This window comes from Streptomyces sp. DSM 120436 (assembly GCF_055778765.1).
The window spans coordinates 3560134-3586289 of sequence record NZ_JBSKBS010000001.1 but is presented as its reverse complement, the minus strand read 5'-3'; the positions used below and the strand labels follow the sequence as shown (position 1 = coordinate 3586289).

The following is a 26156-nucleotide window of genomic DNA, read 5'->3' as shown; positions in this document are numbered from 1 at the left end:
GCGCACCGCCTTCCGATCCCCCGAGCACTCCCCGTCCGACGATCAAGGAGAGTACTCCGCATGCGGTGCGCGATGCAGCCCGATGCACCGGGTCGTTTCCCAACTTCCCGCGACGACGCGACCGTTCCGCCCTTCTCGGGGCGGGGAGTGATCATGTTCATAGTGGATTCACGAGGTGCGCGGTCGTCCGGCGGGGGCATGGGTACTCAGTGGGCCCCGCCCTTTCGGGGAGACACGGGGACACGTGGAGCCAAGGCGCCCCCACCGGCGCCGTACACCTGAAAGAGTCGTGTCCATGCAGGTCTGGCCTGGCGAGGCGTATCCGCTCGGTGCCACGTACGACGGCGCCGGAACGAACTTCGCGGTCTTCACGGAGGCCGCGGACCGAGTAGAGCTGTGTCTGCTGCACGACGACGGCTCCGAGACCGCGGTCGAACTGCGGGAGAGCGACGCGTTCGTGCGGCACGCGTACCTGCCCGGGGTCATGCCCGGGCAGCGGTACGGCTTCCGTGTGCACGGGCCGTACGCACCCGAACGGGGGCTGCGCTGCAACTCCGCGAAACTGCTGCTCGATCCGTACGCGCGTGCGATCAGCGGCTCCGTCCAGTGGGGCGAGGAGGTGTACGGCTACCACTTCGACGACCCCGGACGGCGCAACGACCTGGACTCGGCGCCGCACACGATGACGTCGGTCGTGGTCAACCCCTACTTCGACTGGGGGGACGACCGGAGCCCCCGGACGGAGTACCACCACACGGTGATCTACGAGGCCCACGTCAAGGGCCTCACCATGCGCCACCCGGGGCTGCCCGAGGAGCTGCGCGGCACCTACGCGGGCCTGGCGCACCCCGCGATCATCGAGCACCTGACCGAACTGGGCGTCACCGCGCTGGAGCTGATGCCGGTGCACCAGTTCGTCAACGACCACCGGCTGGTCGACATGGGCCTCAACAACTACTGGGGCTACAACACCATCGGCTTCTTCGCCCCGCACAACGCCTACGCGTCCTGGGGCGACCGGGGCCAGCAGGTGCTGGAGTTCAAGTCGGCGGTGAAGGCGCTGCACGAGGCCGGCATCGAGGTGATCCTCGACGTGGTCTACAACCACACCGCCGAGGGCAACCACCTGGGCCCCACGCTGTCCTTCAAGGGCCTCGACAACCCCTCGTACTACCGGCTGGCCGACGACCCGCGGTACTACATGGACACCACGGGCACCGGGAACTCGCTGCTGATGCGGTCCCCCCACGTGCTCCAGATGATCATGGACTCGCTGCGGTACTGGGTCACCGAGATGCACGTCGACGGGTTCCGCTTCGACCTCGCGGCCACCCTGGCCCGGCAGTTCCACGAGGTGGACCGGCTGTCGTCGTTCTTCGACCTGGTGCAGCAGGACCCGGTGGTGTCCCAGGTGAAGCTGATCGCCGAGCCCTGGGACGTCGGCGAGGGCGGCTACCAGGTGGGCAACTTCCCGCCGCTGTGGACCGAGTGGAACGGCAAGTACCGCGACACCGTGCGGGACCTGTGGCGGGGCGAGCCACGCACGCTCGCGGAGTTCGCGTCCCGGCTCACCGGCTCCTCCGACCTCTACCAGGACGACGGGCGGCGCCCGCTCGCCTCGATCAACTTCGTCACCTGCCACGACGGCTTCACCCTGCACGACCTGGTGTCGTACAACGAGAAGCACAACGAGGCCAACGGCGAGGACAACCGGGACGGCGAGAGCCACAACCGGTCCTGGAACTGCGGGGCCGAGGGCGACACCGACGACCCCGACGTGCTGCGGCTGCGGGCCCGGCAGATGCGGAACTTCATCGCCACGCTGATGCTCTCCCAGGGCGTGCCCATGATCAGCCACGGCGACGAGCTGGCCCGCACCCAGCGCGGCAACAACAACGCCTACTGCCAGGACAGTGAACTGGCCTGGGTGGACTGGCCGGACGAGGACGCCGAGGGGGACGAGGGGGACCTCCGCCGGCAGTTGCTGGAGTTCACGCGCGCGATGGTGTGGCTGCGCAAGGACCACCCGGTCTTCCGGCGGCGCCGCTTCTTCCACGGCCGGCCCGTGGAGGGCACCCACGACGACCTCTCCGACATCGCCTGGTTCACCCCCGAGGGCGGCGAGATGACCCAGCGGGACTGGGAGTCGGCACAGGCGTCGGCGCTGACCGTGTTCCTCAACGGCAACGCCATCTCCGAGCCGGGGCAGCGCGGGGAGCGGATCACCGACGACTCCTTCCTGCTGATGTTCAACGCCTCCCCCGAGCCGCTGGACTTCGTGGTGCCGGTGGACCACGGCGCGCAGTGGCAGGTGGTGGTGGACACCGCCCGCGCGGACGGCGTGCCGCCGGGCACGGGTCCGAAGGTGTCGGCGGGCGCGCGGCTGACGCTCGCCGACCGGAGCCTGACGGTGCTGCAACGGCCGGCGTGACCGCGCCTCCCGGGTTCACCCGTCCGGGCGACGGGTGGCCCGGTGGGGCGAGCGGACGCACGAAAGGCGGCGAGACGGGTACGTAGCTAGCCATGACCCCTGAGCGTCCTGACCCGGCGGTGCCCACGGCGACCTACCGGCTGCAGCTCCAGCCCGGCTTCCCGTTCGCGGCGGCGGCCGAGGCCGTGCCGTACCTGGCCTCGCTCGGCGTGTCCCATCTGCATCTGTCGCCCGTCCTGGAGGCGGTGCCCGGCTCCCGGCACGGCTACGACGTGGTGGACCACGCGCGCGTACGGGAGGAGCTGGGCGGCGAGGAAGGGCTGCGGGAGCTGTCCCGCACCGCGCGGCGGCACGGCCTGGGGCTGGTGGTGGACATCGTCCCGAACCACATGGCGATGTCCCCGCGCCACAACCCGGCGCTGTGGGAGGTGCTGCGCGACGGGCCGTCCTCGCGCCGCGCCCGCTGGTTCGACATCGACTGGGAGGCGCAGGGCGGGCAGGTGCTGCTGCCGGTGCTCGGCGGGCCGCTCGGCGAGGAGGCGGGCCGGCTGAAGGTCGACGGGGACGTGCTGCGCTACTACGACCACGCCTTCCCCCTGCGCGAGGGCACCGCCTCCCTGCCGTTGCCGCAGCTGCTGGACGCGCAGTGGTACCGGCCGGTGTGGTGGCGGCTGGCCCGCACGGAGCTGAACTACCGGAGGTTCTTCAGCATCTCCGAGCTGATCGGGGTGCGGGTGGAGGACCCCGAGGTGTTCGAGGCGACGCACGCGAAGATCCTCGAGCTGCTCCACGAGGGCGTGGTCGACGGGCTGCGCGTCGACCACCCGGACGGGCTCGCCGACCCCGGCGGCTATCTGCGGAGGCTGCACGAGGCGACGGGCGGCCGCTGGACGGTGGTGGAGAAGATCCTCGCCGACGGCGAGGCGCTGCCCGCCTCCTGGCCGGTCGCCGGCACCACCGGCTACGACGCCCTGCGCCACGTCGACGGGCTGTTCGCCGACCCGGACGGGTCCGGGGCGCTGCTGGACCGCTACCGGGCCTTCGCGACCCCGCGGACCGACCGGGGCGGCGACTGGGACGCCACGGTGCGGCGGGCCGGGTACCAGGTGCTCACGCACGAGCTGGCCACCGAGCTGGACCGGCTCACCCGGGTGGCGAGCCGGCTGTGCGCGACCGCCCCCGAGACCGCGCTGCGCGACCGCGCGCCCTGGGCGCTGCGCACCGCCCTGACGGAGCTGCTGGTGCGGCTGGAGGTGTACCGGCCCTACTCCCCCGAGGACGCGGCGTCGGTGGTGACCGAGGAGGCCGCGGCCCAGGCCCGGCGCGCGTTCGCCGTCCCGGAGGAGGCGGGCGCGGTGGACGTCGTGCGCGGTCTGCTGCTCGGGCGGCACGGGGACGGTCCCGCGCACGTGGAGTTCCGTGCCCGGTTCGCGCAGACGGCGTCGGCGCTGCGGGCCAAGTCCGTGGAGGACACGGCGTTCTACCGCTACGTGCCGCTGCTGTCGGCGACGGAGGTGGGCGGCGAACCGGGCGACCCGGCGGTGCCGCCGGAGCGGTTCCACGCGTACTGCGCGCGCGTGCAGCGCGACTGGCCGGCCACGGGGACGGTGCTGTCGACGCACGACGCCAAGCGCAGCGCCGACGTGCGGGCGGCGCTGCACGTGCTCACCGAGTGCCCGGAGCGCTGGGCCGGCGTCCTCACGGACGTGACCCGCGCCGGGGAGGACGCGGCCGACCCGCAGCTCGCCTGGGCGGCCTGGCAGACGGTGTTCGGGCTGGGTCCCGCCGACGAGGAGCGGGTGCAGGCGGCGCTGCTGAAGCACGTGCGCGAGGCGGGCCTGTTCACGAGCTGGACCGAGCAGCAGCCGCCGTACGAGGAGGCGGTGGCGCGGTTCGTGACGGCGGGGCCGTGCGGGGTGCCCGGCCGGAGGGTGGCGGAGCTGCGTGAGGCGCTGGAGCCGCACATCCGGGCGAACGTGCTGGGCGCGGCGCTGGTGCACCTGACGATGCCGGGCGTGCCCGACCTCTACCAGGGCACCGAGCACGAGTACCGGGCGCTGGTGGACCCGGACAACCGGCGCCCCCCGCGGTTCGGCGAGGCCGGCGGCGACAAGGAGGCGGTGACCCGGGCGGCGCTGGCCCTGCGGGCGCGGCGGCCGGAGGTCTTCGGCACGACGGCGTCGTACGCGCCCCTGACCGCCGAGGGCCCGGCGGCGGACCACTGCCTGGCGTTCTCCCGCTCGGGCGAGGTGATCACCGCGGTGACCCGCCTCTCCCTGCGCCTCGCGGAGGCGGGCGGCTGGCGCGGCACCCGGCTGCCGCTGCCGCCGGGGCGGTGGGCGGACGTGCGGGAGCCGGGGCGGGAGTTCGGCGGTGACGTGCCCGTGGCGGAGCTGTTCGCGTCGCTGCCGGTGGCTCTGCTGGAGCGGTTGCCGGACTGAGGGCGGTTCCGGGGCGCCGTGCGGGGCCGGCGCCCGGTCGGTGCACGGTCGGTGCGGACCCCCGCGACGTGCGGCGGGCGCGGGGGCGGCCGACGTGCGGGAAGAGGGCCGTGGCGCGCCTCCGAGCGCCCCCTGGCGGCTCCCCCGCACTGCCTTGACACCACCACCCGGCCGTGGGGTACTGCGCAGTGCGGATGCCGGCGGTGACGGGGGGGTGGGTCCGCTGCGGGAGTCGCGCTATCCGACGGTGGCCGAGCTGGTCCGCTCCGCCCGGGCGCTGGCCGTCCAGTGGCCGGGACTGTGCGCGCTGCGGCAGGTGGGGGCGTCCCGCGGGGGACGGCCGCTGCACCTGCTGTCCGTCGGGCGCGCCCGGCACGCCGTCCTGGTCGTGGCGGGCGCCCACGCCAACGAGCCCGCGGGCAACGGGACGCTGCTGGCGCTGGCCCGGCGCGCCCTGCTCGAGCCGGAGCTGCGGGACGGCGTCTCCTGGCACTTCCTGCTGTGCGCGGACCCCGACGGGGCGAGCCTGCACGTCACGCCGGCGCCGCGCAGCCTGTACGACTACCACCTCGGCTTCTTCCGCCCGGCCGGCCCCGAGCAGCCGGAGTGGGCGCCCTCGGTGCTGCCCGCCGACCGGCTGCCTCCGGAGACGCGGGCGCTGACCGGGGTGATCGACGAGCTGCGGCCCTTCCTCCAGGTGTCCCTGCACGGCACCGATCTGGGCGGCAGCTGGGTGCAGTTGACCCGGGACGTGCCCGGACTGGCGGAACCTTTCGCCAAGTCGGCGGCCGAGCTGCACATCCCGGTGGAGACGGGCGCCTCGGACGCGGCGGGCTGGCCCGCGTCGGGACCCGGGGTGCGTGTGATGCCCGCGCCGGAGGCCGCGCCCGCCTACCCGAGCCTGACCGACGACGCCCGGCACAGCACCTGGTACCGCACGCACCGGTACGGCGGTCTGACCGCGGTGGTCGAGGTGCCGATGTGGGCGAGCGACCTGGTCGACGACCCGGCCCCGCATCCGGCGCCGGTCACCGCGATGCACGCGCTCGCGCAGCGGCTGCTGCGGGACGCCAGCGAGGTGCGGCACGTGCTGGAGGACGCACGGCCCGGGCCGCCGCCCGCCGGGGCCGAGGGCCCGCTGCTGCGGGCGGCCACCTGGGGGCTGGAACTGGTGCCGGGACTGGCCGCCGACCTGGTCGGCACCCCTCCGGCGGACGGCACCCGCGCCTACGTCGGCAGCGTGGACGCCTTCGCGCGGCGGGTGCCGCTGCGGGCGGCGGCGATGCTGCGACGCGCTCTGCGCGACACCGACACCGAGACGGCGGCCCGCCTGGACCACCTGGTCGCCCACTGGAGCGACGCCTTCGCGACCCGCTTCCGGGCCCGGTGGGTCCCGGTGCGGCACCAGGTGGAACACCAGTCCCGCACGGTGGTGGCGGCGGCGCGGCAGGCGCGGGCGGGGTTGATGTGAGGGGGGTTCAGGGCGGCGCCTCCGAACGCTGCGGGCCCGTCCCGGCCGGGTGGGGGCGGGCGGTCGTCACGCCCCCGGGGGGGGCAGGCGGCGCCGCGGGGCGGCGCGTCGACTCCGGCGGGCGCGCCGTGGTGTCGCGGCGTGCCCGCCGGACGGCGGGGAGGCGGCTCAGGTCCCGTCCAGTGCGAACACTGCCCCTGTGCGGGCACGCAGCGTGCACGTGTTCGGGAAGGTCTCCGACCAGCTGACCGGGCGGCCGCGCCACACGCCCTGCGCGTGGGCCGTGACCGGGGCGTGGATCATCGGGCAGAGGGCGTCCTCCGCGGGGAGGGCGGTGATGCGGCCGTCCGCCGCCGTCAGGTCCGCGCAGGCCTGTTCCGCGTGCGGGTGGCCGCCACCGGGCGGGTCGCACCGCAGCAGCGTGCCGCCCTCCGCCCCGGCCGGGGCGTCCCCGTGGCTGACGCCGAGCATCAGCCAGTTCCCGGACTCCGGAGCGGTGCCCGCGTGGGCCGGGGGTGTCGCGCCGGCGAGCAGGAGGAGCGCGGCGGCGGACAGCCCCGTCCCCACCGTCTTCATCGAGATGTGCGTCATTCCCTGTGCATCGGCACGGCGGGCCCCGGACCCCAGCCCGGCTCACCCGAACGGGAGGCTCCGGGTGTCCGCCGTACCGCGAGGGGGCCCGCGGTGAGGACCGACCGGGCCTGGTGCTTCCGTCCTCAGCCGGTTCCACCGGACGTACCGGCCGTGCCGGAGACACGGGGCGTGCGAGGTTCCCTCACGGTCAACATGACAACCGGGGCCGCGCCAGCACCGTCAGGCGCCGATACCCCTTGAAGGGTGGTCAGTTGACGGCGAGCCGGTAGGTGATCCGGCCGAAGCCCACCTGGTCGCCCTCGCGGACGACGGCCGCGCCGATGACCCGACGGCCGTTCACCGTCGTGCCGTTGGTGGAGCCGAGGTCGCGCAGCACCCACAGGCCGCCCTGATGGGTGAGTTCGGCGTGCATGCGGGAGACCGTCTCGTGGGCGAGCCGCAGCCCGTTGGCCGGGTCACGCCCTATCCGCAACGGGTGGCCGTGCGCGGGGTGCGGCAGCAGCAGCTTGGGCAGCTTCTCGGCCCGCCAGGCCCGGCGCAGCCGGACGGTGAACCCGGAGACCGCCTCCACCGAGCCGAACACCACGCGCGAGAGACGGCTCTCGCGCGGGAGGTCGGCGGTGAGCGCGGCGAGTTCCTCGGCGCGCCGCGCCACGAGCGCCAGTTCCATGCGCCGGACGAACGTGTCGTGGGACAGGCGGCCCTTGGCGACACCGTCCCGCAGCACGCTCAGCGCCTTGTCGCGCTCCGCGTCGGAGAGCCGCGCGGGGTACGTGGAGAACTCGAAGGACGACGTCACGCTGGTGATTGTCGGTCAGTGGGAGGTGGGCTGTCCAGAAACCCGGTGAGCGGAAGGCCCGCCCCCGCCTGCCGCCGTGCGCCGGAGCGTCCCCCACCCCACGCGGTCCCCGGCCGCCCGGCACGCGCGCCTCGGGCGACACCCGCCGCAAAACGGCGGATCCCCCGGCGAATTGATCTCCGATGCCGCACGATGGAGGCGCTTCATCACGGTGAGCAGACGAAGGGGAACCGTCCGTGCAGTTCGAGGTGTGGGCACCACAGGCCGGCCGAGTGACGCTCCGGTGCGACGGCGTCACGCGCGCGTTGGAACACGATCCCGAGCGGGAGGGGTGGTGGCGGGGGGAGGCCGAGGCGCACGACGGCTCCCGGTACGGCTTCGCGCTGGACGACGGCCCGGTGCTGCCGGACCCGCGGTCGCGCCGTCAGCCGGACGGGCCCGACGGGCTCAGCGCCGTCGTCGACCACGACCGTTTCGAGTGGCGCGCCGAGTGGAGCGGGCGTCCGCTGCCCGGCGCGGTGCTCTACGAGACGCACGTCGGCACGTACACCCGCGAGGGCACCTTCGACGCCGCCGCCGAACGGCTCGGCCACCTCGTCGATCTCGGCGTCACCCACGTGGAGTTGATGCCGGTGTGCCCGTTCCCGGGCCGGCACGGCTGGGGGTACGAGGGCGTCTCGCTGTGGGCCGTGCACGAGCCGTACGGCGGGCCCGAGGGGCTGAAACGGTTCGTCGACCGGGCACACGCGCTGGGGCTCGGCGTCGTCCTGGACGTGGTGCACAACCACCTCGGCCCGTCGGGGAACCACCTGCCGCCGTTCGGCCCGTACTTCACCGACACGCACCACACGCCGTGGGGCGCGGCGGTCAACCTGGACGCGCCCGGCTCGGACGAGGTGCGCGCGTACCTCGTGGAGAGCGCGCTGGCGTGGCTGCGCGACTACCGGATCGACGGGTTGCGTCTGGACGCGGTGCACGCGCTGGTGGACACCCGCGCGCGCCACTTCCTGGAGGAGCTGTCGCAGGCCGTGGACGACCTGGCCGCCGACACCGGCCGGCCGCTGTTCCTGATCGCCGAGTCCGACCTCAACGACCCGCGGGTGATCACCCCGCGCGACAGCGGCGGCCTCGGTGTCCACGCGCAGTGGAACGACGACTTCCACCACGCCCTGCACACCGCGGTGACGGGCGAGTCGCAGGGCTACTACGCCGACTTCGCGCGGGCCCCGCTGGCGGCCCTGGCCAAGACGCTCACCGGGGGCTTCTTCCACGACGGCACGTACTCCAGCTTCCGGGGCCGGCGCCACGGGCGCCCGCTCGACCGCACCCGGGTGGCCGCGCACCGCCTGCTCGGCTACAGCCAGACGCACGACCAGGTCGGCAACCGCGCCCGGGGCGACCGGCTGGCCGGGCTGGTCTCCCCCGGGCTGCTGGCCTGCGCGGCGGCGCTGACGCTGACCGCGCCGTTCACCCCGATGCTGTTCATGGGCGAGGAGTGGGCGGCGGGCACGCCGTGGCAGTTCTTCACCGACCACACCGACCCGGGGCTGGCGAAGGCGGTCAGCGAGGGCCGGCGCCGGGAGTTCGCGGCGCACGGCTGGGCGGAGCAGGACGTCCCGGACCCGCAGGACCCGGCCACCCGTGACCGCTCCTGCCTGGACTGGTCCGAGCCGGAGCGGGAGCCGCACGCGCGGGTGCTGGCCTGGTACCGGCGGCTCCTCGCGCTGCGCCGCGACCAGCCCGACCTCACCGACCCGGACCTCGCCGACACCAAGGTGGCGTACGACGAGGACCGCCGCTGGCTCGCCTTCCGCCGCGGCGACGTCCGCGTGGCCGTGAACCTCGGCACCGCCCCGGCCGACATCCCCCTGGGTTCGCGCGACGCCCGCGTCCTGGCGGCGTGGGACCCGGTCGAGGCCCCGGGGCCGGACGGCCTGCTCCGCCTGCCCGGGGAGTCGGCGGTGGTGCTGCTGCAGGAGTGAGGCGTCCGCGTCCCGGGCGCGGGGCGGGTCGACCGGCCCCGCGCCCGGGACGCGTTCCGCGGCTGCGGGGCGGCCGTGCCCTACGGAGCCGCGTCGCTGTCGCGCAGGTCGGTGACGCGTTCCAGCATGATCGGCTCCCAGGCCCGGCGGAGGCGGGCGCGGTACAGGGGGAGCGACGCCGTGGTGTGGTGGACCAGGGCCTCGGCGAGCTGGACGACGCAGTCGCAGCGGGCCAGCCACAGGCCGCGCAGGCAGGGGCGGGCGCCGTAGCCCGCCAGCGTGGCCGCACGGACCGCGGCGGGGGCGCCGACGGCGCGGGCCAGGCCCGCGATGTCCTCGGCCGGGTCGCCGACCACCGCCGCGTCCCAGCCGAGCACCCCCCGCACCCGGCCGTCCGCCCCGACGACCAGGTTCCCGCCGGTGAGGGCGTGATGGACGAGCACCGCCGAACCGGCCTGCGCGGCGAGCTGCGCCGTCGCCGTCCGGGTGAACTGACGCAGCCTCGCCGCCTCGAACTCGTCCGCCTTGTCGAGCAGGGCGACGGCCTCCCCGGCGGCCCGCCGCAGGGTCTCCAGCGAACGCGGGGGCACGCGGGGCACGCCCAGCGTCTCGGCCTGCCGTACCGGCACCTGGTGCAACCCGGTGAACAGGCCCGCCAGGTCGGTCTCGCCGACGGCGGACACGGTGTTCCCCTCCGCCGTGCCGCCGGGCAGCCGGGTGTCCAGCGTGCACAGCAGTCCGGGCGCCCACTCGCCCTGCGCGACCCCGACGGGCAGCGGGACCGGGACGTGCGGGCGCACCAGCTCCCGCAGCCGCAGCTCGCGCCGCCACCGCGTGCCGGTCGCGCGGTCCGGGGCGAGGCGCAGCACATACCGGGTGCCGACCCACCAGGCGGTGGGGTCGGCGCCCTCGGCGGCGGGCCGCACGTCGAGGGCCGACCGCACGTCGGGGGCGGCGGAGGACGCGCCGGCGCCCTGCCCGCTGTCCTCGAGCAGGGACCGGGCCAGTCGGCGGACGGTGTCAACGGTGGGTGTCGGTGCCTGGGTCATGGTCGCGCCATTGCCGTTCGGGAGAGGCGGGGAGAGGCAAGGAGAGGCGGAGAGGGGCGGGCGGGAGGCAGCGGCGGGGCCGCTCAGTCCACTATGACCAGTTCCCGCTCGGTGTCGTTCAGCCGCCGCCCGCCGTCCTCCGTGACGGTCACGATGTCCTCGATCCGCACCCCGAACCGCCCCGGCAGGTACACGCCCGGCTCGACGGAGAAGCACATGCCGGGGACGAGCGGCCGCTCCTCGCCCTCGATCATGTACGGCGGCTCGTGCGTGGTGACGCCGATGCCGTGCCCGGTGCGGTGGATGAAGTACTCGCCGTACCCGGCGTCGGCGATGACCGCCCGGGCCGCCCGGTCGACGTCCTGGCAGGCGGCCCCCGGCCGCACCGCGCGGAAGCCCGCCTCCTGCGCCTCGCGCACCAGGTCGTGCACCCGGCGCTCCTCCTCGGACGGTTCGCCGACGTGCACCGTGCGGGAGGTGTCGGAGCCGTAGCCGTCCTTCAGGCCGCCGAAGTCCAGGACGACCATGTCGCCGCGCTCGATGCGGCGGTCACCCGCCTCGTGGTGCGGGTTCGCGCCGTTCGGTCCGGAGGCGACGATGGTGAAGTCGACCTGGGAGTGGCCGAACCGGCGCAGCAGGGCGGCGAGGTCGGCGGCCACCTCGGACTCCCGGCGGCCGGAGAAGCGCACGGTCCTGATCTCCTCGAACGCGGCGTCGGCGGCGGCGCCGGCCGCGGCGAGCCGCTCCAGCTCCGCGGCGTCCTTCACGGCGCGCAGCATCGGCAGCGCCTCGGTGAGGGAGACGTACGAGGTGCCGGGGAGCGCCCGCTGCAGCCCCAGCAGGTGCAGCGCCCAGGCGTTGTCGCTGACGCCGAACCGCCCCCGGGCGTCCAGCAGGGCGGCGGTGAGGGCGTAGGGGTCCTTGCCGTCGGTCCAGTCACGCAGGGTGAGGGCGGGCGCGCCGGTGGCCCGCTCGGCGTCCGGGGCCTCCAGGGTGGGGACGACGAGCACGGGTTCCCGGCCGGCGGCCAGGACCAGCAGGGTGAGGCGCTCGGTGACGGCGGGCGGTGTGTAGCCGGTGAGCCACACCAGGTCCGGTCCCGGTGCGACGAGCAGCCCGGCGAGTCCGGCGTCGGCGGCCTGCCGCACCGCCCGGTCCATGCGGGCCTCGTAGTCGTCGGCGGTGAAGGGCACGGGCGCGGTGCCGGTCATCCGGGGTGCCTCCCAGGGCGGACGTCGGGGCTACGGGCAGCATCCTGCCCGCCGAACGGGTGCGGCGCGAGCCGGTTGCCGGGGTTGCCCCGGAGATGTCCCCCCACGGGGGCGGAACCCCCGGCTCCGCCGCTCCGGAACTCCAGCATTCCGGCACTCCGGCACTCCGGCACGAGGCGTCCACGCCCCGCCATGGGACCCGCGGCGCACCCTGCGTCCCGCGGCGCGCGTGCACGTCCACGCGCCCCGCCACGCGCCCCGAGCCACGCACCCGCGTCCACGCGCCCCGCGCGCCGCTGCCCCGCCGTCACGCCGCGCGTCCGCAGCGGGCCCGGGCGTGCCACGGAGCCGCTACGTGAGGATCCAGGGGACCGCCGTCAGCTGCTCGTACCCGCCCGTGCGGTGCCGGACGGTCAGGCGGACCTCCGTGCCCGGCCGGGTGCCGGCCACGGCGCGCGCCAGGTCCGCGGCCGAGCCGACACGGGTGGTGTCGAGGGCGAGCAGCAGGTCGCCCTCCCGGAGGCCGGCCGCGAAGCCGGGGCCGGGGACGTGCACGCCGACCACCAGGGCTCCGGGGCCGCCGGCATCGGTCACCTCCACCCCGAGCCGGGCGGCGACGGGCGCGGGCGCGGCGGCCGCGCCCGCCGGCCGCCCCGGCCCCGCGAGCGCGGCGCCGAGCACGCCCAGGCCGACGCCGGACAGCAGCAGTGCCAGCCCCGCCGCGACGGCGAGCAGCGCGGCCGCCGCCCGGCGCGCCCGCGACCGCCCGGAGGGCGGCCCCTCGGCGGTGGTGGGACGGACCGGTCCGGGGTCCGGCCGCGTGCCGGCAGGGGCGCCGGGCATCGGCCGGGGGCGGAGAGCTGCGGGTTCCATGGCGGCCGGCCGTCAGACGAGAACGGGTGGCGCCGGGGACCGGTGCGGCAGGAAACCGTGCACGCGCCCGGACAGGTACTCGTCCTTGTACCGGTCCACGTTCCGGTGCCAGTTGAGGATGCCCGCCATCCAGTTCTGCAGGTCGGTCACATAGCCCCGCATGACCGCCCGCGCCTCCTCCGACAGGCGGAAGTCGTCGTACACGACGGGCAGTTCGTGCTCCACGACGTGCTCGAACTGGCGCATGCGCTGGTTCATCAGGTCCGCGACGACGGACAGCGCGGTCGGGTAGTCGATGCCGAAGAAGTTCTGCACGACGAGGACCGCGTTGTGCATCTCCCCCTCGAACTCGATCTCCTTCTGGTACGAGAACACGTCGTTGAGCAGGCAGGCGTAGTCGATGGCCGCGTTCTCCAGGGAGCGGACGGGGCCGCTGCGGTAGACCTCGGGCGGGACCGCGGGGCCGTGTCCGGCGCGGCACAGTCCGAGGGTGAGGTCGGAGCCGAAGGTGGCACGGCGCATCTCCAGGTAGTCCACCGGGTCCGGGACCCGGTTCTGGATCTGGTTGGACAGCTCCCACACCCACGACTCGGTCATCGTGTCCACGGCCGCCCGCAGGGGGCGGCGCTGCTCGGGCGTCATGCCGGCCGTGGTGCGGGCCCACAGGTCGGTCAGGGACCGCTCCATGGCGTTGGCCGGGGGCGGGACCTCCTCGCCGTCCAGCGGCATGCAGGCCGACAGGCGGGCCGTGGTCAGCCGGGCGGCGGCCAGGTCGCGGCGGTGGCCGTGGACCAGCGGGTAGTAGTCGTCGCCGTAGGTGCCGAAGGCCAGCCAGCCGGAGGCGAGGTCGAGCTGCTCCTGGGTGGCGTCCGGGTCCAGGCCCGCTGCGCACAGCGGCAGGTCGCAGCTGGCGAGCTTGTCCTCGTCCCAGACGCCCTCGCTGAGCATGCCCATGCGGTGCGACCACTCCAGCAGGTGCCGTCGGGACCCTTCCAGGGCCGGACTGAGGCTCAGCGGGAACGGCATCCGGATGTCAGGGATGATCGACGGCCCGACCTTCCGGTACGGCACGTGCCGGTACGGGCGCAGCCGCTCGGCGCCGGCCTTCGCGAGCAGCGCGCCGACGTCGGCGGCGGACGTGCCGGGACCGGTCGGGGTCTGCCAGGAGGCGCCCGGCCGGGCGCTGTCGTTCATGTAGCGGCTGGAGCGCAGGTGCCATTCGTGGCCGCCCGCCTGCCAGTCCTGCAGCCCCTTGGCGTACGCGGCGACGGCGGCGGTCTCGGCCGGGGTGAGCCCCTTCTCCAGGGCCACGGCGGGCACCTCGGTGAACGCGGTGTGCTCGAACTGGTGCAGCCGTGCGGTGAGGACGTCGTTGACCAGGTCGGCGGCCTCCTGCGTGGTGCAGCCGAAGAAGGTCTCCAGGACGAGGACGCCGTTGCTGAGCTCGCCCTCGTCCTCGACCTCCCGCTGGTAGGAGAACAGGTCGTTGCGCAGGTGCACGGCGTCGGAGAACGTCTCCATGAGCACCCGCAGCGGGCGGGTCCCGGCGACGGCGGCCGGCACCTCGGCGGTGGCGTACTCGACGAGCCCGGCCGACCAGGGGGCGCCGCCCACCTTGCGGCGCATCTCGATGTACTCGACGGGGTTGGCGATGCGCCCCTCGTTGATGTTGGACAGCTCCCACAGGGACTCGTTGAGGAGGTGCTCGGTGGCGACCGCGAACCGGCGGCGCCAGTCCGCGGACATCGCCGGCACGGTCCGCGCCCACAGGTCCGCCAGGCCCGCCTCGACCGGGTTCTCCGGCTCGGGCACGGGCGTCCCCGGCTCCAGCGGCATGAACAGCGGCAGCCGGTCCAGGTGGGCCTTGCCGCCGGCGCGGTCCTGGGTGCGCTTGTACTTCTCCAGGAAGTGGTCGTCGAAGAAGAACACCCACACGTACCAGTCGGTGACGAGGGACAGCGCGGGGCCGTCGCAGTCGGGGTGCGTGGAGGCGCAGAGCAGGCCGTAGTCGTGCGCGTCGAGGTCGGCCTGCTCCCAGACCCCGCTGCCCTCCAGCATGCCCATCTCGCGCGCCCAGGCCGTGGAGTGGGCCCGGGCCTGGTCCAGGTGCGGATTGAGGCGCGCGGGGTGCGGCAGGTAGAAGTGCGGGAGTTCGAAGGGCTGCGTCATGGCCGGGGGCTACCCGCGCCGCTCCGGCCGCATCCGCCGGCCGCCGCGTGATCACACCTTCGCGTGAACCCTCCCCGGAAACGGGAGTTGAGGGGTCAGGTCCGTACCTGGATCAGGGCGTGCGTGCCGCTCGTGCGCCAGCGCCCGCCTTGCTCCGCGTCCAGCGCCGCCTCGGTTCGCGGGGTCAGTCCGGTGATCACGTCGGACTTGAGGGTGCGCAGGGCGGCGACCGGCCCCGGGAAGCAGGCGGTGACGTCGGCGAAGGGGGTGGTCGGGGGCCAGTACCGGTCGCCCACGAGGCGGCGGTAGTTGAGGTCCCCCTTGAGGACGGTGAGGGTCGCCCCGGCGAAGTCGGCGCGCAGGTCGTCCGGCATGTCGCTGTACGGCAGGGGCGCGCAGGAGAAGGGGTGCGCGCGCAGGTCGAGCCGCCCGTCGGTGAGGGCGGCGCGCAGGGTGCGCCCGTACGCCCCGGCGGCGCCCTCGGCGGCGGTGAGCCGCCGCACGGCGTCGAGGACGTCGGCGGTGGTGGCGTCGGAGACGTAGTACGGGTGCGGCTTGACGTGCAGGACGGCGCGGGTGATACCGCCGTGGGCCAGCAGGTGGGCGGTCAGCAGGAGGTCCGGGACGAGTTCGCGGCCGGCGTTGTCGGCGACCAGGCAGAGGGTGCCGGGCGGGGAGCCGTGGAGCAGGGACCACAGGCGCTCGCTGTCGTCGGCCACGAGGGCGGGGACGGCGGCGGTCTCCTCGGCGCCCTCGGCGGACATGCGGAAGCCGAGGTCGGCGCGGTTGCCCCAGAGGGAGCCGTGCAGCAGGGCGCGGGCCCGTTCGTCCTCGGGGCGGTCCTCGAGGGCGTCGAGCGCGGCGAGCTCCTCGTCCGTGGCGGGCGCGTGAAGTTCGGCGAGCTTGGCGGGGCGGAAGGGGTCGATGCCCTGCCAGGGTCCGGGCGTGAAGTAGTCGACCGCGTGCAGCAGTCGGCGGTAGAACCAGCTCTCCGCCCACAGCCAGGGCACCTCGTGCCAGGAGCGGCCGGCGTGGGCGTCCATGCCCCAGGCGGTCCAGCGGCCGTGGTCGTGGGCGTCGCCGGGCAGCGGGGTGACGACGCCCTCGGTGCAGTCGGTGCGCAGGGCGTCGAGCGCGCGGCGCTGCCGCGGGCCGTAGGGGGTGTCCTCGGCGACCTGGCGGACGATCGCGGGGTGCCGGTCGGCCAGCACGCCGTACGGAAAGGTACCGGGCTCGTCGGCGACGATCACGGGGGCGGCGGGGGTGTCGGACATGGGGGTCACCGTAGCCCGCGGGGCCGCGCCGTGCGTCACAGCGGCGTGGTCTCCCGTTCCAGCCGTACGGCCAGGGAGAGGTAGCGGGCGCGGCGGGTCACGGGGACCAGGGCGCGGATGAGGAGCTGCCACATCTCGGCCGTGCGGCGGGGCTGCCGGGTGAGGGGTTCGCGGGCGCGGCCGACGACCCGGGTGCCGACGAAGAAGCAGACCAGGGAGTGGGCGACGACGTCGATGTCGGCGTCCGGGTGGATGTCGGACTCCTCGACGGCGCCCGCCAGGCGGGCCGTGACGATGTCGAGCCACTCGGTGAAGGGGTGGCTGAGCGGCGGGCGCGGCCGGGTGGTGCCGGTGGCCAGGCGCAGGCCGGCCCGCAGCACCGGGTCCTCGGCGGACGTCCGGGCCACGCAGAAGGTGAGGCGCATCAGCGCCTCCAGGGAGGTGCGGCCGCGCGCTCCGGTGTCGCGGGCCAGCCGGCGGCAGGTCGCGGACTGCAGTTCCAGGATGGCGTGGGCGAGGTCCTCCTTGGCGGCGAAGTGGAAGTAGAGGGCCCCTTTGGTGACGCGGGCGTGCGCGACGATGTCACTGAGACTGGTCGCTTCGTAGCCCCGCCGGTCGAACAGGTCGGCGGCGGCCGTGATGATCGTCGCGCGGGTCTTCTCGGCGCGTACCTGCCTTGCCATCGACTGCACTCCTGTGGCCGGAAAGCGACGGGTCATGCCGTTTGTCGTAACGCCCTGTACACGATAACTCACTGTGCGCGGGCGTTCATCACCCCCCTGGGCGGGGCCAGTTGAACGGACGGGACATAAGGGGCGTACGCCGTGCGGTGAAACAGCGCGCCAGGTGTCCGCACGCGCGCTCCCGCAGGCCGTACGGAGCGTGCGCGTCCGCCCCTTTCGTCCTCACGGTTCATCACAATGCGGCAGCGGCGCCTCACTTCACGTGGCTGTTCACTTGACGACCGGTGGTCCCACGCGGTTGGCTCCGGCCAGCGAGAGTCACCCGGACGGCCGTACGCCGTCGTGGCCCGGATCCGTCGGTGCCTCTCCCCCGCACTTGCTCTGCCGCACAGCGAGGTCCGCGCTCCCCATGAACACTCGTCCCCCGTCCCGCCGTATCCCGAGACGCCGCACGGCGGTCCTGGCAGCCGCGATCGGTCTGCTGCTGGCGGGCTGTTCCGCCGCCGGCGGGGACGAGGGGCGCGGGGACACGAACGCGGCGCGCGGCTCCGGGGGGATGCGGGTCGCCCTGGTCACCCACGGCAGCGAGGGCGACGTGTTCTGGGACCGGGTGCGCAGGGGCGCCGAGGCGGCCGCCGCCCGGGACGGCGTCGAACTGACCTATCTCAGCGACCCGGACGGGGCCGGACAGGCCGACCTGGTGCGCGAGGCGGTCCGGGACGGCGTCGACGGCATCGCCCTCACCCTGGCCAAGCCGCAGGCCATGAAGGGCCCGGTCAACGAGGCGCGGGCCGCCGGCATCCCCGTGGTCGGCCTCAACTCGGGCCTCGACGCGTGGCAGAAGGCCGGGCTGCTGACGTTCTTCGGCCAGGACGAGAGCCTGGCCGGCCGGGCCGTCGGCGAGAAGCTGAACGAGCTGAAGGCCCGGCACGCGCTGTGCGTCGTGCACGAGCGGGGCAACGTCGGTCTGGAGGCCCGCTGCGCCGGCGTGAAGAAGACGTTCCGGGGCACCACCGAGAACCTGTACGTGGACGGCACCGACGAGCGGGCCGTCTCCGGGATCCTCGCCGCCCGGCTGCGCCAGGACTCCACCATCGACCAGGTCGTCGCCAACGGGGCCGACGTCGCGCTCACCGCGGTCGACGCGGCGGCGGAGGCGGACAGCGACGCGGACGTCGCCACCTTCGACCTGAACGAGGAACTGGTGGAGGCCGTGCGCGGCGGCAACGTGCGGTTCGCCGTCGACCAGCAGCCCTACCTCCAGGGTTACCTCGCCGTGGACGCGCTGTGGCTGTACCGGACCAACGGCAACGTCAGCGGCGGCGGGGTCGCGCCCGTCCTCACCGGGCCGGCGTTCGTCACGAAGGCGGAGGCGGACTCGGTCGCCGGGTTCGCCGCCGCCGGAACCCGCTGACGGCCGCCGTGCGTACCGTCCCCACCACCCGACCGCTCTAGGACCACGATGTCTCCACGGACAGGTGCCCGGCGCCGTCTCGGCTCCATACGCCTCTCGCTGATCCTGCTCGCCCTGGTGCCCTGCGTCACGCTCGCCGGGCTGTGGGGCCTGACGACGATCCGCATGTTCTCCGAGGGGCTGGAGCTGCGGTCCCAGACCCAGTTGAGCCGGTCCACCGGCGCGATGGGCACGCACGCCGCGCTCGACCTCCAGCGGGAGCGGGCGCTGACCGCCGACTGGCTCGCCGGGCCGGACGGTTCACGGTCCGCACTGATCGCCCAGCGGCGCGCCACCGACCGTTCCGTGGCGCGGCTCATGGGGCAGGCCGACGCGATCGCCGAGGCGCCGGCGCGCATCTCGGACCGGCTGTACTCGGTGCTCGGCTCGGTGGGCAGCCTGGAGTACTACCGCGACCAGATCGACAACCCCCGCGACATCACCGCCGAGGAGGCGCTGGAGCAGTACACGTCGGTCATCGACGACCAGATCCACGCCTTCCAGGAACTGTCCCAGGTCGACGACGGCGACCTCACCTCCCGGGCGCAGCCGCTGGTGGCGCTGGAGCACGCGGTGGAACTGGTCTCCCGGGAGGACGCGCTGCTCACCCTCGCCTGGCCGTCCGGCCGCCTGGACTCCGAGCGCCGGCAGGAGTTCGCCGCGCTGGTGCACACCCGGCGCTGGCTGGTCGGCGACCAGATCGTGCCGTTGCTGAGCGGCGACATCAAGACGCAGACCGAGCGGATCCTGCAGAGCCCCGAGTGGCGTGCGCTGGAGGCGGTCGAGGACCAGGTGCTGGCCACCCCTGCCGAGGGGGAGGCGCGCGAGGTCGAGCTGCCGGACCTGCGGGACCGGTGGGACGAGGCCATGGACACGGTCGCCCCGCAGTACAGCGAGATGATCCGGCAGCAGACCGACGCGCTGCTCACCCGCAGCGCCGACGAGGCGCGCGGCCTGCTGGTGACGGCCGCCTCGCTGAGCGCGGCGGGACTGCTCGCGCTGCTGCTGTGCGTGGGCCTGTCCTGGCGGATCACCCGCTCGTTGTCGCGCCGGCTGCGCGGGCTGCGGCTGGCCACCCTCAGCCTGGCGCAGGAGCGGCTGCCGGACGTGGTGGCCCGGCTGGAGCGGGGCGAGAAGGTCGACCCGGAGTCGGCGACCACGCCCCTCGACTACGGGCACGACGAACTCGGTCAGGTGGCGCAGGCGTTCAACACCGCGCAGCGCACGGCGGTCCTCACCACCGTCGAACTCGCCGACACCCGGCGCGGCTTCCAGAAGATCATCCTGGGCATCGCGCGGCAGAGCCAGAACCTGGTCAACCTCCAGCTCAGCAAGCTGGACACGCTGGAGCGCCGGCACACCGACCCCGAGGTGCTCAAGGGCCTGTACGAACTCGACTCCGTCGCCAGCCAGTTGCGCCGGTACGAGGAGAACCTGGTCATCGTCAGCGGGGAGCGCCCCGGCCGCAGCTGGAGCGAGCCGGTCGCGCTGATCGACATCCTGCGCAGTGCGGTGGGCGAGGTCGCCGAGTACCAGCGGGTGGAGGTGTTCGCCGACGAGGAGGTGGCGCTCGCGCCGCCCGCGGTGGCCGACGTGATCCATCTGCTCGCCGAGCTGATCGACAACGCCACGGTGTACTCGCCGGCGCCGAGCCCCGTCACGGTGCGGGCTGCGATGGTCGCGAAGGGCCTCGCCGTGGAGGTCGAGGACCGGGGGCTCGGCATGCCGGAGGAGGACTACGCCTCCCTCAACGCCCAGTTGGCCGAGGAGCCGCAGTTCGACGTGGTGGCGCTCGCCGACGACCTGCGCCTCGGCATGTTCGTGATCTCCCAGCTCGCGCACCGGCACGGCATCGCGGTCACCCTGCGCCCGTCGCCGTACGGCGGGACGACGGCGATCGTGCTGCTCCCGCACGAGGTGGTCGTCGTCGCCGACGAGCGGCCGGACGCGGCGCGGGAGGCGTCCGCCACGGAGACCGACCCCACGGGCGCCGTCTCACCACGGCCCCTTCCGACGCGGGACCGCTCGGGCGCCGTGCGCAGGGCTTCGGCGACCGCGCCGGAGGACTCCGCGAGCGCGGGGGCGCAGGACGCCCCGGCCGCGGGGGAGGACGCCGGGGGCGCTCGGGGCGGCCGGGCAGCCGGGGAGGACCTCCCCGATGCGCCCCGGGCCGGCTCCGGTTCCGGAGATGCGCGTCGCGAACCCGCCGCGTCCGCCCGGAACCGCTCCGGGGCCGGACCGGGCCCCCACGACCCCGCGCCCCGCAAGGGCGGCCTCGCTCCCCTCCCCCGGCGCGTGCCGCAGACCAGTCTCGCCGCCGAACTGCTCGAGGATCCCGCCGCCGCGGACCCGTGCGACGACGACTTCACCGCCGAGCGGGCCGCCTCCTCCCTGGCCTGTTTCCAGCAGGGCACGCTCCGGGCGCGGGACGCCGCCGGGGACGTGCCGGAGAGGGACGTGCCGGAGAGGGACGTGCCCGGGGACGACGACGCCGGCCCCACCGGACCGGACGGGCCCCCGCGCGTCCCCGCGCCCTCCTCCGGGCACCCGACACCGACCGCTGACACCGACCGCTGAACGCCGACGAAGGAACACCGCCATGACACGCCCCCTGCCCGCCACCCACACCCAGCTGGACCAGCTGCTGACCGGACTCGTGGAACGGGTCGCCGACGTGAACCAGGCCGTGGTGCTCTCCGAGGACGGCCTGGTGGTCAGCAAGTCCACCGGCTTCCTGCGCGACGACGCCGAGCGCCTGGCAGCGACCGCGTCCGGTCTGATGAGCCTGAGCAAGGGCGTCAGCATGGACTTCCGCGGCGGCCCGGTGCGCCAGGCGCTCATCGAGATGGCGCACAGCTACCTGATCCTCACCTCGGCGGGACCCGGCGCCCACCTGGTGGTGCTGACCGGCCCGAAGGCGGACGTCGGCGTGGTCGCGTACCAGATGAACATGCTGGTGAAGAAGATCGGCGAGCACCTCAGCGCGGCCCCGCGGGACACCAGCGGTGCCGCCGACGACCCAGGCGTGTGAGGTGGGCGGCAGCGACTCGGCGGGCCGGCTGGTACGGCCGTTCACCCTGACCGGGGGCCGCACCCGGCCGAGCCGCGCCGACTTCACGCTCATCACGACGGTGACGGCGGCGGACCCGCAGCCCGAGACGGCCGCCCGGCCGCAGCCCGAGCACACCCGGATCCTGCGGCTGTGCGCCCGGCCGACGGCGGTCGCCGAGCTCGCCGCGCGGCTCGACCTGCCGGTGAGCGTGGTCGTCATCATGCTCTGCGACCTGCTGGAGGCGGGCCGGATCACCGTCCGTGCGCCGCGTTCCGTCACCACTCCGGATCCGGACCTGCTGCAGAAAGTGAGGGAAGGCCTTGGCCGGCTCTGACACCGGTGCCCGGGCATCCGCCGACCGCGGGGCGCCCGACACGGTCAAGATCCTGATCGCCGGCGGTTTCGGCGTGGGCAAGACGACCATGGTCGGCTCGGTCAGCGAGATCAGGCCGCTGCGCACCGAGGAGCCGCTGACCATGGCGGGCCTGGACGTCGACGACCTGGACGGAGTCGAGGAGAAACGTGTCACCACGGTGGCCATGGACTTCGGCCGGATCACCGTCTCGGACGACCTGGTGCTGTACCTGTTCGGCACGCCGGGGCAGCAGCGGTTCTGGTTCATGTGGAACGACCTGGCCGTCGGCGCGCTGGGCGCGGTGGTCCTGGTGGACGTGCGCAGGCCGAAGTCGAGTTTCGCCGCGATCGACTTCTTCGAGCGGCGGGGCATCCCGTTCGTGGTGGCCGTCAACGGCTTCCACGGTGAGCACCCGTACCCGGTGGAGGACATCCGGGAGGCGCTGACGCTGCCGGCGGGGGTGCCGGTGCTGCTGTGCGACGCGCGGGAGCGGGAGTCCTCGCGGGACGTGCTGATCGCGCTGATCGACCTGCTGATCGCGCGGGCGACCGCCGTCGCGGGGTAAGCGTGGACGAGCCCGCGGGGTGCGGCGGGTCAGGCCGCCGCACCCCGTGCGGCGGCGTCTCAGCCCAGACCGGCGGACTTCAGCCAGGCCCTGGCCACGTCCAGCGGATCCTTCTTCTCCAGCTGCACCTGGGCGTCCAGGTCGCGCAGCGTCCTCGTGTCCAGCTTCGCGGAGACCGCGTTCAGCGCCTCGACGCCCTCCTCGGGCAGCCCGTCCTTGCGGACCAGCGGGGTGACGTTGGCGAACCCGAAGAGGTTCTCCGGGTCCTTCAGGACGACGAACCCCTCCTTCACGATGGTCGGGTCCGTGGTGAACACGTCCGCCGCCTGCACCTCGTTCTGCGTGAGGGCCGCCTGGGTCAGCGGGCCGCCCGCGTCCAGTGCCTTGAAGGTCTTGAACTTCAGCCCGTAGACGGCCTCGAGGCCCTTGAGGCCCTGCTGTCGGGTCTGGAACTCGGGCGAGCCGCCGATCGCCAGCTCGGGCGCGATGTCCTTGAGGTCGGCGAGCGTGGACTCGGCGGTGAGGCCGTACTTCTCCGCCGTCGCGGCGTTGACGCCGACCGAGTCCTTGTTCTCGGCCGGCGACGACTCCAGCAGGGTGAGCTGCTGGTCCAGTTCGGCCCTGACCGCCTCGTTGACCGCCTCGGCGGAGGTCTGCTCCGCCTCCGGGTCGAGGTGGGCGAGGAGGGAGCCGTTGTACTCCGGCAGGACGGTCACCGAGCCGTTCTTCATCAGGCCGTAGGTCGTCTCCCGGCTGCCGATGTTGTGCTTGTAGGTGACCTTCAGGCCCTTGGCGCGCAGCGCCTCGCCGTAGATGTCGGCGAGCAGGGTGCTCTCGGCGAAGTTGTTCGAGCCGACGACGACGGTGCCCGCCTCGGCCTTCCCTCCGTCGAGCGGGTTGTCGGCGGTGTCGCCGGAGGAACAGCCCGTGAGCAGCGCCGCCGCGGCGGTGAGCGCGACCGCCGCCGCCCCGGTGTGCCTCGTCCTCGATCTGCCGCGCTGTGCCGTGGAAGTCATCCACTGATCCAATCCAGCCGTCTCAGGCCCGGTCAAGAACGTCAGGGTCACATTTGTCGTACAACTGATCGAATGTCAGCGGCGGCGCACTCCGGGCGACACCGCGAGCCGCTCCACGGCCCGGAACAGCGCGAGGGTGAGGAGGGCGAGGACCGCCACCAGCGTCGCGCCGCCGGTCACCTTCTCGTAGTCGCGCTGGTAGAGCCCGTCGACGATGTACCGGCCCAGCCCGCCGAGGCTGACGTACGCGGCGATGGTGGCCGTGGACACGATCTGGACGGCGGCGGACCGCAGGCCGCTGAGGATCAGCGGGAGCGCCACCGGCACCTCCACCCGGAACAGGATCCGCGACTCGCGCATGCCCATCCCGCGGGCCGCGTCCACCGGGGCCGGGTCGACGGTGCGGACCGCCTCGTACGTGGTCACCAGGATCGGCGGCACGGCGAGCACGACCAGCGGGATCATCACGGGCAGCAGGCCGAAGCCGATGAGCAGCACGGCCAGCACCAGCAGGCCGAAACTGGGCAGTGCGCGGGCGGCGTTGGCGACGAAGGCGATCGCGTTGCCGCCGCGTCCGGTGTGTCCGGTCAGCAGTCCGGCGGGCAGTCCGACCGCCGCGGCGACGGCGAGGGCCAGCAGCGTGTACCGGACGTGCTCCAGGAAACGGGTGGGGATGCCGTCGTAGCCGTGCCAGTGGGCGCCGTCGCCGAAGAACGCCTGGACGAAGGTGAGGACGTTCACCGGGCGCCGCCCTTCGTGAGGAGTTCCTCGCGCGGGGCGCCGGTCCGCCGCCGTCCGGAGGGGGGCATCCAGGGCGTCAGCACCCGGCGCAGGGCGACCAGCGCGACGTCGCACAGCAGCGCCAGGGCCGCCGTCGTCAGCACGGCCGTCACCGCGAGTTCGGGCCGGTCGTACTTCTGCGCGGCGGCCATCAGGTTGCCGAGGGCGCCCTGGTTGCCGATCAGGGCGCCGACGCTCACCAGGGAGATGCTGGACGCGGTGGCGACCCGCAGCCCCGCGACGATCGCGGGCGCGGCGATCGGCAACTGCACCCGCAGATAGCGCCGTACGGGGCCGAAGCCCATGGCGGTGGCCGCGGCGAGGGTCTCCTCCGGCACCGCGCGCACGCCGTCGACGATCGCCGGGACCAGCACCACCAGGCTGTAGAGGGCCAGCGGGATCATCACGGTCAGCTCGGTCTGGCCGGTGTAGTCGATGAGGACGACGAAGAACGCCAGGGACGGCACCGCGTACAGCACGGTCGTCACGCCGAGCACCGGCGGGTACAACCGGCGGAACCGGCCGCACAGCAGGGCCAGCGGCAGGGCGAGCAGCAGCCCGGCGGCCACCGGCAGCAGGGCCTCCCGCAGGTGCAGCCCGACCAGGCCGGCCCAACTGTGCTGGAGGTCGCTGGGGATGTCGAAGAAGCCGTTCATCCGGCGGCCTTCCCGTCCCCGCCGCGCACCGGAGCGGGTTCCGGGCCGGCCGCGGTGTGGGCGGCGCGGATCGCCTCGCCGATGGCCTGCTGGGAGACCACGCCGGTCACCCGGCCGTCCGCGTCCACGGCGACCGCCCAGCCGGTGGGCGAGAGGACCGCGCAGTCGAGCGCGGCCCGCAGCGAGTCCGTGCCGGGCACGAACGGCCGTCCGTACGGCAGGAGTCGCCCCGGGTCGCCGGTGCTCCCCCGCTCCCGCCAGCCGAGCGGGCGGCCGCCGGCGTCGGTCAGCAGCAGGTACGGCGCCCCGGTGGCGGTGAGGCGTTCGGCGGGCGCGTCGGCCGGGACCACCGCGTCGGTGGTCAGTTCCAGCGCGTCCGACGGGAAGAACGACAGCCGGCGGATGCCCCGGTCGGCGCCGAGGAAGTCCTCGACGAAGGCGTCCGCGGGGTCGGACAGCAGCTCGGCGGGCGGGGCGTACTGGGCGAGCCGGCCGCCCTCGCGCAGCACGGCGACCATGGTGCCCAGCTTGACCGCCTCGTCGATGTCGTGGGTGACGAAGACGATGGTCTTGCCCAGCTCGTCCTGGATGCGCAGCAGTTCGTCCTGGAGCCCCTTGCGCACCACCGGGTCGACGGCCGAGAACGGCTCGTCCATCAGCAGCACCGGGGGGTCCGCGGCGAGCGCCCGCGCCACGCCGACGCGCTGCTGCTGGCCGCCGGAGAGCTGGTACGGGTACCGCTGGGCGAGGGAGGCGTCCAGGCCCACCCGTTCCATGAGCTCCGCCGCCCTCTCCCGGGCGCGCCGCTTGCCCCAGCCGAGCAGGCGGGGGACGGTCGCGATGTTGTCGGCGACGGTGCGGTGCGGGAAGAGGCCCGCGTTCTGGATGACGTAGCCCATGGAGCGGCGCAGGGCGGTCACCGGCTGCCGCCGGATGTCCTCGCCGTCGAGGAGGATCGTGCCCTCGGTGGGCTCGACCATCCGGTTGATCATGCGCAGGGTGGTCGTCTTGCCGCAGCCCGAGGGGCCGACGAGGACGGTGATCGAACGGTCGGGGATCTCCAGCGACAGCCGGTCGACCGCCACCGTGCCGTCCGGGTACCGCTTCGTGACTGAGTCGATCCGTATCAAGACGCCGCTCGCCCTTCGGGTGGCAGAGGATGGCCGGCCGAGATCGCCCGCGCCGGGCGCCGGTCGAGTGTAGACGCCGAAGCCGGCGGGGCCCGGACGTCGGGGGACCCCGGAGGCGGAGCGACCGGGGTCCATGCCGCCGCCTGCCCAAGTCCCCGGCGCGGCAAACCAC

General features: G+C 74.3%; 21 protein-coding genes. 9 read left to right on the top strand and 12 right to left on the bottom strand.

What is annotated here, in order from left to right; all coding sequences use genetic code 11:
• Nucleotides 1-295 precede the first annotated feature (295 nt).
• The 3 genes from glgX to ACWH4W_RS15935 all read left to right on the top strand — a co-directional run bounded on the left by glgX (nt 296) and on the right by ACWH4W_RS15935 (nt 6343).
• Nucleotides 296-2431 (top strand): glycogen debranching protein GlgX, encoded by a 2136-nt coding sequence (gene glgX, locus ACWH4W_RS15945; protein ID WP_473076388.1) that lies wholly within the window; start codon nt 296-298, stop codon nt 2429-2431.
• Nucleotides 2432-2523: 92 nt separating this feature from the next.
• Nucleotides 2524-4872: a malto-oligosyltrehalose synthase gene (treY, locus tag ACWH4W_RS15940; RefSeq protein ID WP_473076387.1), complete on the top strand. Its 2349-nt coding sequence runs from the start codon at nt 2524-2526 to the stop codon at nt 4870-4872.
• 214 nt (nt 4873-5086) lie between these two features.
• Entirely contained in the window at nt 5087-6343 is a 1257-nt protein-coding gene (locus tag ACWH4W_RS15935; protein ID WP_473076386.1) for a M14 family zinc carboxypeptidase, read from the top strand.
• Nucleotides 6344-6511: 168 nt separating this feature from the next.
• Here the strand turns inward: ACWH4W_RS15935 and ACWH4W_RS15930 are convergent, their stop codons facing one another.
• Nucleotides 6512-6934, bottom strand: coding sequence for an SSI family serine proteinase inhibitor (locus tag ACWH4W_RS15930; RefSeq protein WP_473076385.1), 423 nt, complete (start codon nt 6932-6934; stop codon nt 6512-6514).
• Between the two features lie 250 nt (nt 6935-7184).
• Complete coding sequence (locus ACWH4W_RS15925) at nt 7185-7736, bottom strand: FHA domain-containing protein (RefSeq protein ID WP_473076384.1); 552 nt, start codon at nt 7734-7736, stop codon at nt 7185-7187.
• A 236-nt stretch (nt 7737-7972) separates the two neighbouring features.
• On the opposite strand from ACWH4W_RS15925, the gene treZ reads away from it, so the two are divergent.
• Nucleotides 7973-9718: a malto-oligosyltrehalose trehalohydrolase gene (treZ, locus tag ACWH4W_RS15920; RefSeq protein WP_473076383.1), complete on the top strand. Its 1746-nt coding sequence runs from the start codon at nt 7973-7975 to the stop codon at nt 9716-9718.
• Nucleotides 9719-9798: 80 nt separating this feature from the next.
• Here treZ and ACWH4W_RS15915 read toward each other — a convergent pair whose 3' ends face one another.
• The 6 genes from ACWH4W_RS15915 to ACWH4W_RS15890 all read right to left on the bottom strand — a co-directional run bounded on the left by ACWH4W_RS15915 (nt 9799) and on the right by ACWH4W_RS15890 (nt 16977).
• Entirely contained in the window at nt 9799-10767 is a 969-nt protein-coding gene (locus ACWH4W_RS15915) for an aminoglycoside phosphotransferase family protein (RefSeq protein ID WP_473076382.1), read from the bottom strand.
• Nucleotides 10768-10850: 83 nt separating this feature from the next.
• Nucleotides 10851-11978, bottom strand: coding sequence for an aminopeptidase P family protein (locus ACWH4W_RS15910; RefSeq protein ID WP_473076381.1), 1128 nt, complete (start codon nt 11976-11978; stop codon nt 10851-10853).
• Between the two features lie 351 nt (nt 11979-12329).
• Entirely contained in the window at nt 12330-12851 is a 522-nt protein-coding gene (locus ACWH4W_RS15905; protein ID WP_473076380.1) for a PDZ domain-containing protein, read from the bottom strand.
• Nucleotides 12852-12863: 12 nt separating this feature from the next.
• Nucleotides 12864-15020 carry a germacradienol/geosmin synthase Cyc2 gene (cyc2, locus tag ACWH4W_RS15900; protein ID WP_473076379.1) on the bottom strand — a complete coding sequence of 719 codons (2157 nt, stop codon included), beginning with the start codon at nt 15018-15020 and terminating at the stop codon, nt 12864-12866.
• Nucleotides 15021-15115: 95 nt separating this feature from the next.
• Nucleotides 15116-16294 carry a damage-control phosphatase ARMT1 family protein gene (locus tag ACWH4W_RS15895; protein ID WP_473076378.1) on the bottom strand — a complete coding sequence of 393 codons (1179 nt, stop codon included), beginning with the start codon at nt 16292-16294 and terminating at the stop codon, nt 15116-15118.
• Nucleotides 16295-16329: 35 nt separating this feature from the next.
• A complete protein-coding gene (locus ACWH4W_RS15890; protein ID WP_473076377.1) occupies nt 16330-16977 on the bottom strand; it encodes a ScbR family autoregulator-binding transcription factor in 648 nt (215 codons plus the stop codon).
• A gap of 409 nt (nt 16978-17386) precedes the next feature.
• On the opposite strand from ACWH4W_RS15890, the gene ACWH4W_RS15885 reads away from it, so the two are divergent.
• The 5 genes from ACWH4W_RS15885 to ACWH4W_RS15865 are packed head-to-tail and all read left to right on the top strand — an operon-like array spanning nt 17387 to nt 22402.
• On the top strand, nt 17387-18391 hold the full coding sequence (locus tag ACWH4W_RS15885) for a substrate-binding domain-containing protein (protein ID WP_473076376.1): 1005 nt from the start codon (nt 17387-17389) through the stop codon (nt 18389-18391).
• Between the two features lie 48 nt (nt 18392-18439).
• Nucleotides 18440-21007 carry a sensor histidine kinase gene (locus tag ACWH4W_RS15880; RefSeq protein ID WP_473076375.1) on the top strand — a complete coding sequence of 856 codons (2568 nt, stop codon included), beginning with the start codon at nt 18440-18442 and terminating at the stop codon, nt 21005-21007.
• A gap of 22 nt (nt 21008-21029) precedes the next feature.
• Complete coding sequence (locus tag ACWH4W_RS15875; protein WP_106411878.1) at nt 21030-21461, top strand: roadblock/LC7 domain-containing protein; 432 nt, start codon at nt 21030-21032, stop codon at nt 21459-21461.
• A 1-nt stretch (nt 21462) separates the two neighbouring features.
• Nucleotides 21463-21816 (top strand): DUF742 domain-containing protein, encoded by a 354-nt coding sequence (locus ACWH4W_RS15870; protein WP_473076374.1) that lies wholly within the window; start codon nt 21463-21465, stop codon nt 21814-21816.
• A complete protein-coding gene (locus ACWH4W_RS15865) occupies nt 21803-22402 on the top strand; it encodes a GTP-binding protein (RefSeq protein ID WP_473076373.1) in 600 nt (199 codons plus the stop codon). The genes ACWH4W_RS15870 and ACWH4W_RS15865 overlap by 14 nt, the downstream gene beginning before the upstream one ends.
• A gap of 59 nt (nt 22403-22461) precedes the next feature.
• Here the strand turns inward: ACWH4W_RS15865 and ACWH4W_RS15860 are convergent, their stop codons facing one another.
• The 4 genes from ACWH4W_RS15860 to ACWH4W_RS15845 form a co-directional block, all read right to left on the bottom strand.
• The gene (locus ACWH4W_RS15860) at nt 22462-23418 is read right to left on the bottom strand and encodes an ABC transporter substrate-binding protein (protein ID WP_473076372.1); all 957 of its coding nucleotides are present in this window, start codon (nt 23416-23418) and stop codon (nt 22462-22464) included.
• 75 nt (nt 23419-23493) lie between these two features.
• Nucleotides 23494-24159, bottom strand: a complete 666-nt coding sequence (locus ACWH4W_RS15855) for an ABC transporter permease (protein WP_473076371.1) — start codon at nt 24157-24159, stop codon at nt 23494-23496.
• Nucleotides 24156-24854: an ABC transporter permease gene (locus tag ACWH4W_RS15850; protein ID WP_473076370.1), complete on the bottom strand. Its 699-nt coding sequence runs from the start codon at nt 24852-24854 to the stop codon at nt 24156-24158. The genes ACWH4W_RS15855 and ACWH4W_RS15850 overlap by 4 nt, the downstream gene beginning before the upstream one ends.
• On the bottom strand, nt 24851-25984 hold the full coding sequence (locus ACWH4W_RS15845; protein ID WP_473076369.1) for an ABC transporter ATP-binding protein: 1134 nt from the start codon (nt 25982-25984) through the stop codon (nt 24851-24853). Before ACWH4W_RS15845 ends, ACWH4W_RS15850 begins: the two co-directional genes overlap by 4 nt.
• Nucleotides 25985-26156 lie beyond the last annotated feature (172 nt).

Coding starts and splice junctions, on each gene's coding strand:
- ACWH4W_RS15880 (WP_473076375.1), top strand. CDS start 18,440: ATGTCTCCACGGACAGGTGCCCGGCGCCGTCTCGGCTCCATACGCCTC.
- ACWH4W_RS15875 (WP_106411878.1), top strand. CDS start 21,030: ATGACACGCCCCCTGCCCGCCACCCACACCCAGCTGGACCAGCTGCTG.
- ACWH4W_RS15890 (WP_473076377.1), bottom strand. CDS start 16,977: ATGGCAAGGCAGGTACGCGCCGAGAAGACCCGCGCGACGATCATCACG.
- ACWH4W_RS15910 (WP_473076381.1), bottom strand. CDS start 11,978: ATGACCGGCACCGCGCCCGTGCCCTTCACCGCCGACGACTACGAGGCC.
- glgX (WP_473076388.1), top strand. CDS start 296: ATGCAGGTCTGGCCTGGCGAGGCGTATCCGCTCGGTGCCACGTACGAC.
- ACWH4W_RS15930 (WP_473076385.1), bottom strand. CDS start 6,934: ATGACGCACATCTCGATGAAGACGGTGGGGACGGGGCTGTCCGCCGCC.
- cyc2 (WP_473076379.1), bottom strand. CDS start 15,020: ATGACGCAGCCCTTCGAACTCCCGCACTTCTACCTGCCGCACCCCGCG.
- treY (WP_473076387.1), top strand. CDS start 2,524: ATGACCCCTGAGCGTCCTGACCCGGCGGTGCCCACGGCGACCTACCGG.
- ACWH4W_RS15885 (WP_473076376.1), top strand. CDS start 17,387: ATGAACACTCGTCCCCCGTCCCGCCGTATCCCGAGACGCCGCACGGCG.
- ACWH4W_RS15895 (WP_473076378.1), bottom strand. CDS start 16,294: ATGTCCGACACCCCCGCCGCCCCCGTGATCGTCGCCGACGAGCCCGGT.
- ACWH4W_RS15905 (WP_473076380.1), bottom strand. CDS start 12,851: ATGGAACCCGCAGCTCTCCGCCCCCGGCCGATGCCCGGCGCCCCTGCC.
- ACWH4W_RS15915 (WP_473076382.1), bottom strand. CDS start 10,767: ATGACCCAGGCACCGACACCCACCGTTGACACCGTCCGCCGACTGGCC.
- ACWH4W_RS15860 (WP_473076372.1), bottom strand. CDS start 23,418: ATGACTTCCACGGCACAGCGCGGCAGATCGAGGACGAGGCACACCGGG.
- ACWH4W_RS15850 (WP_473076370.1), bottom strand. CDS start 24,854: ATGAACGGCTTCTTCGACATCCCCAGCGACCTCCAGCACAGTTGGGCC.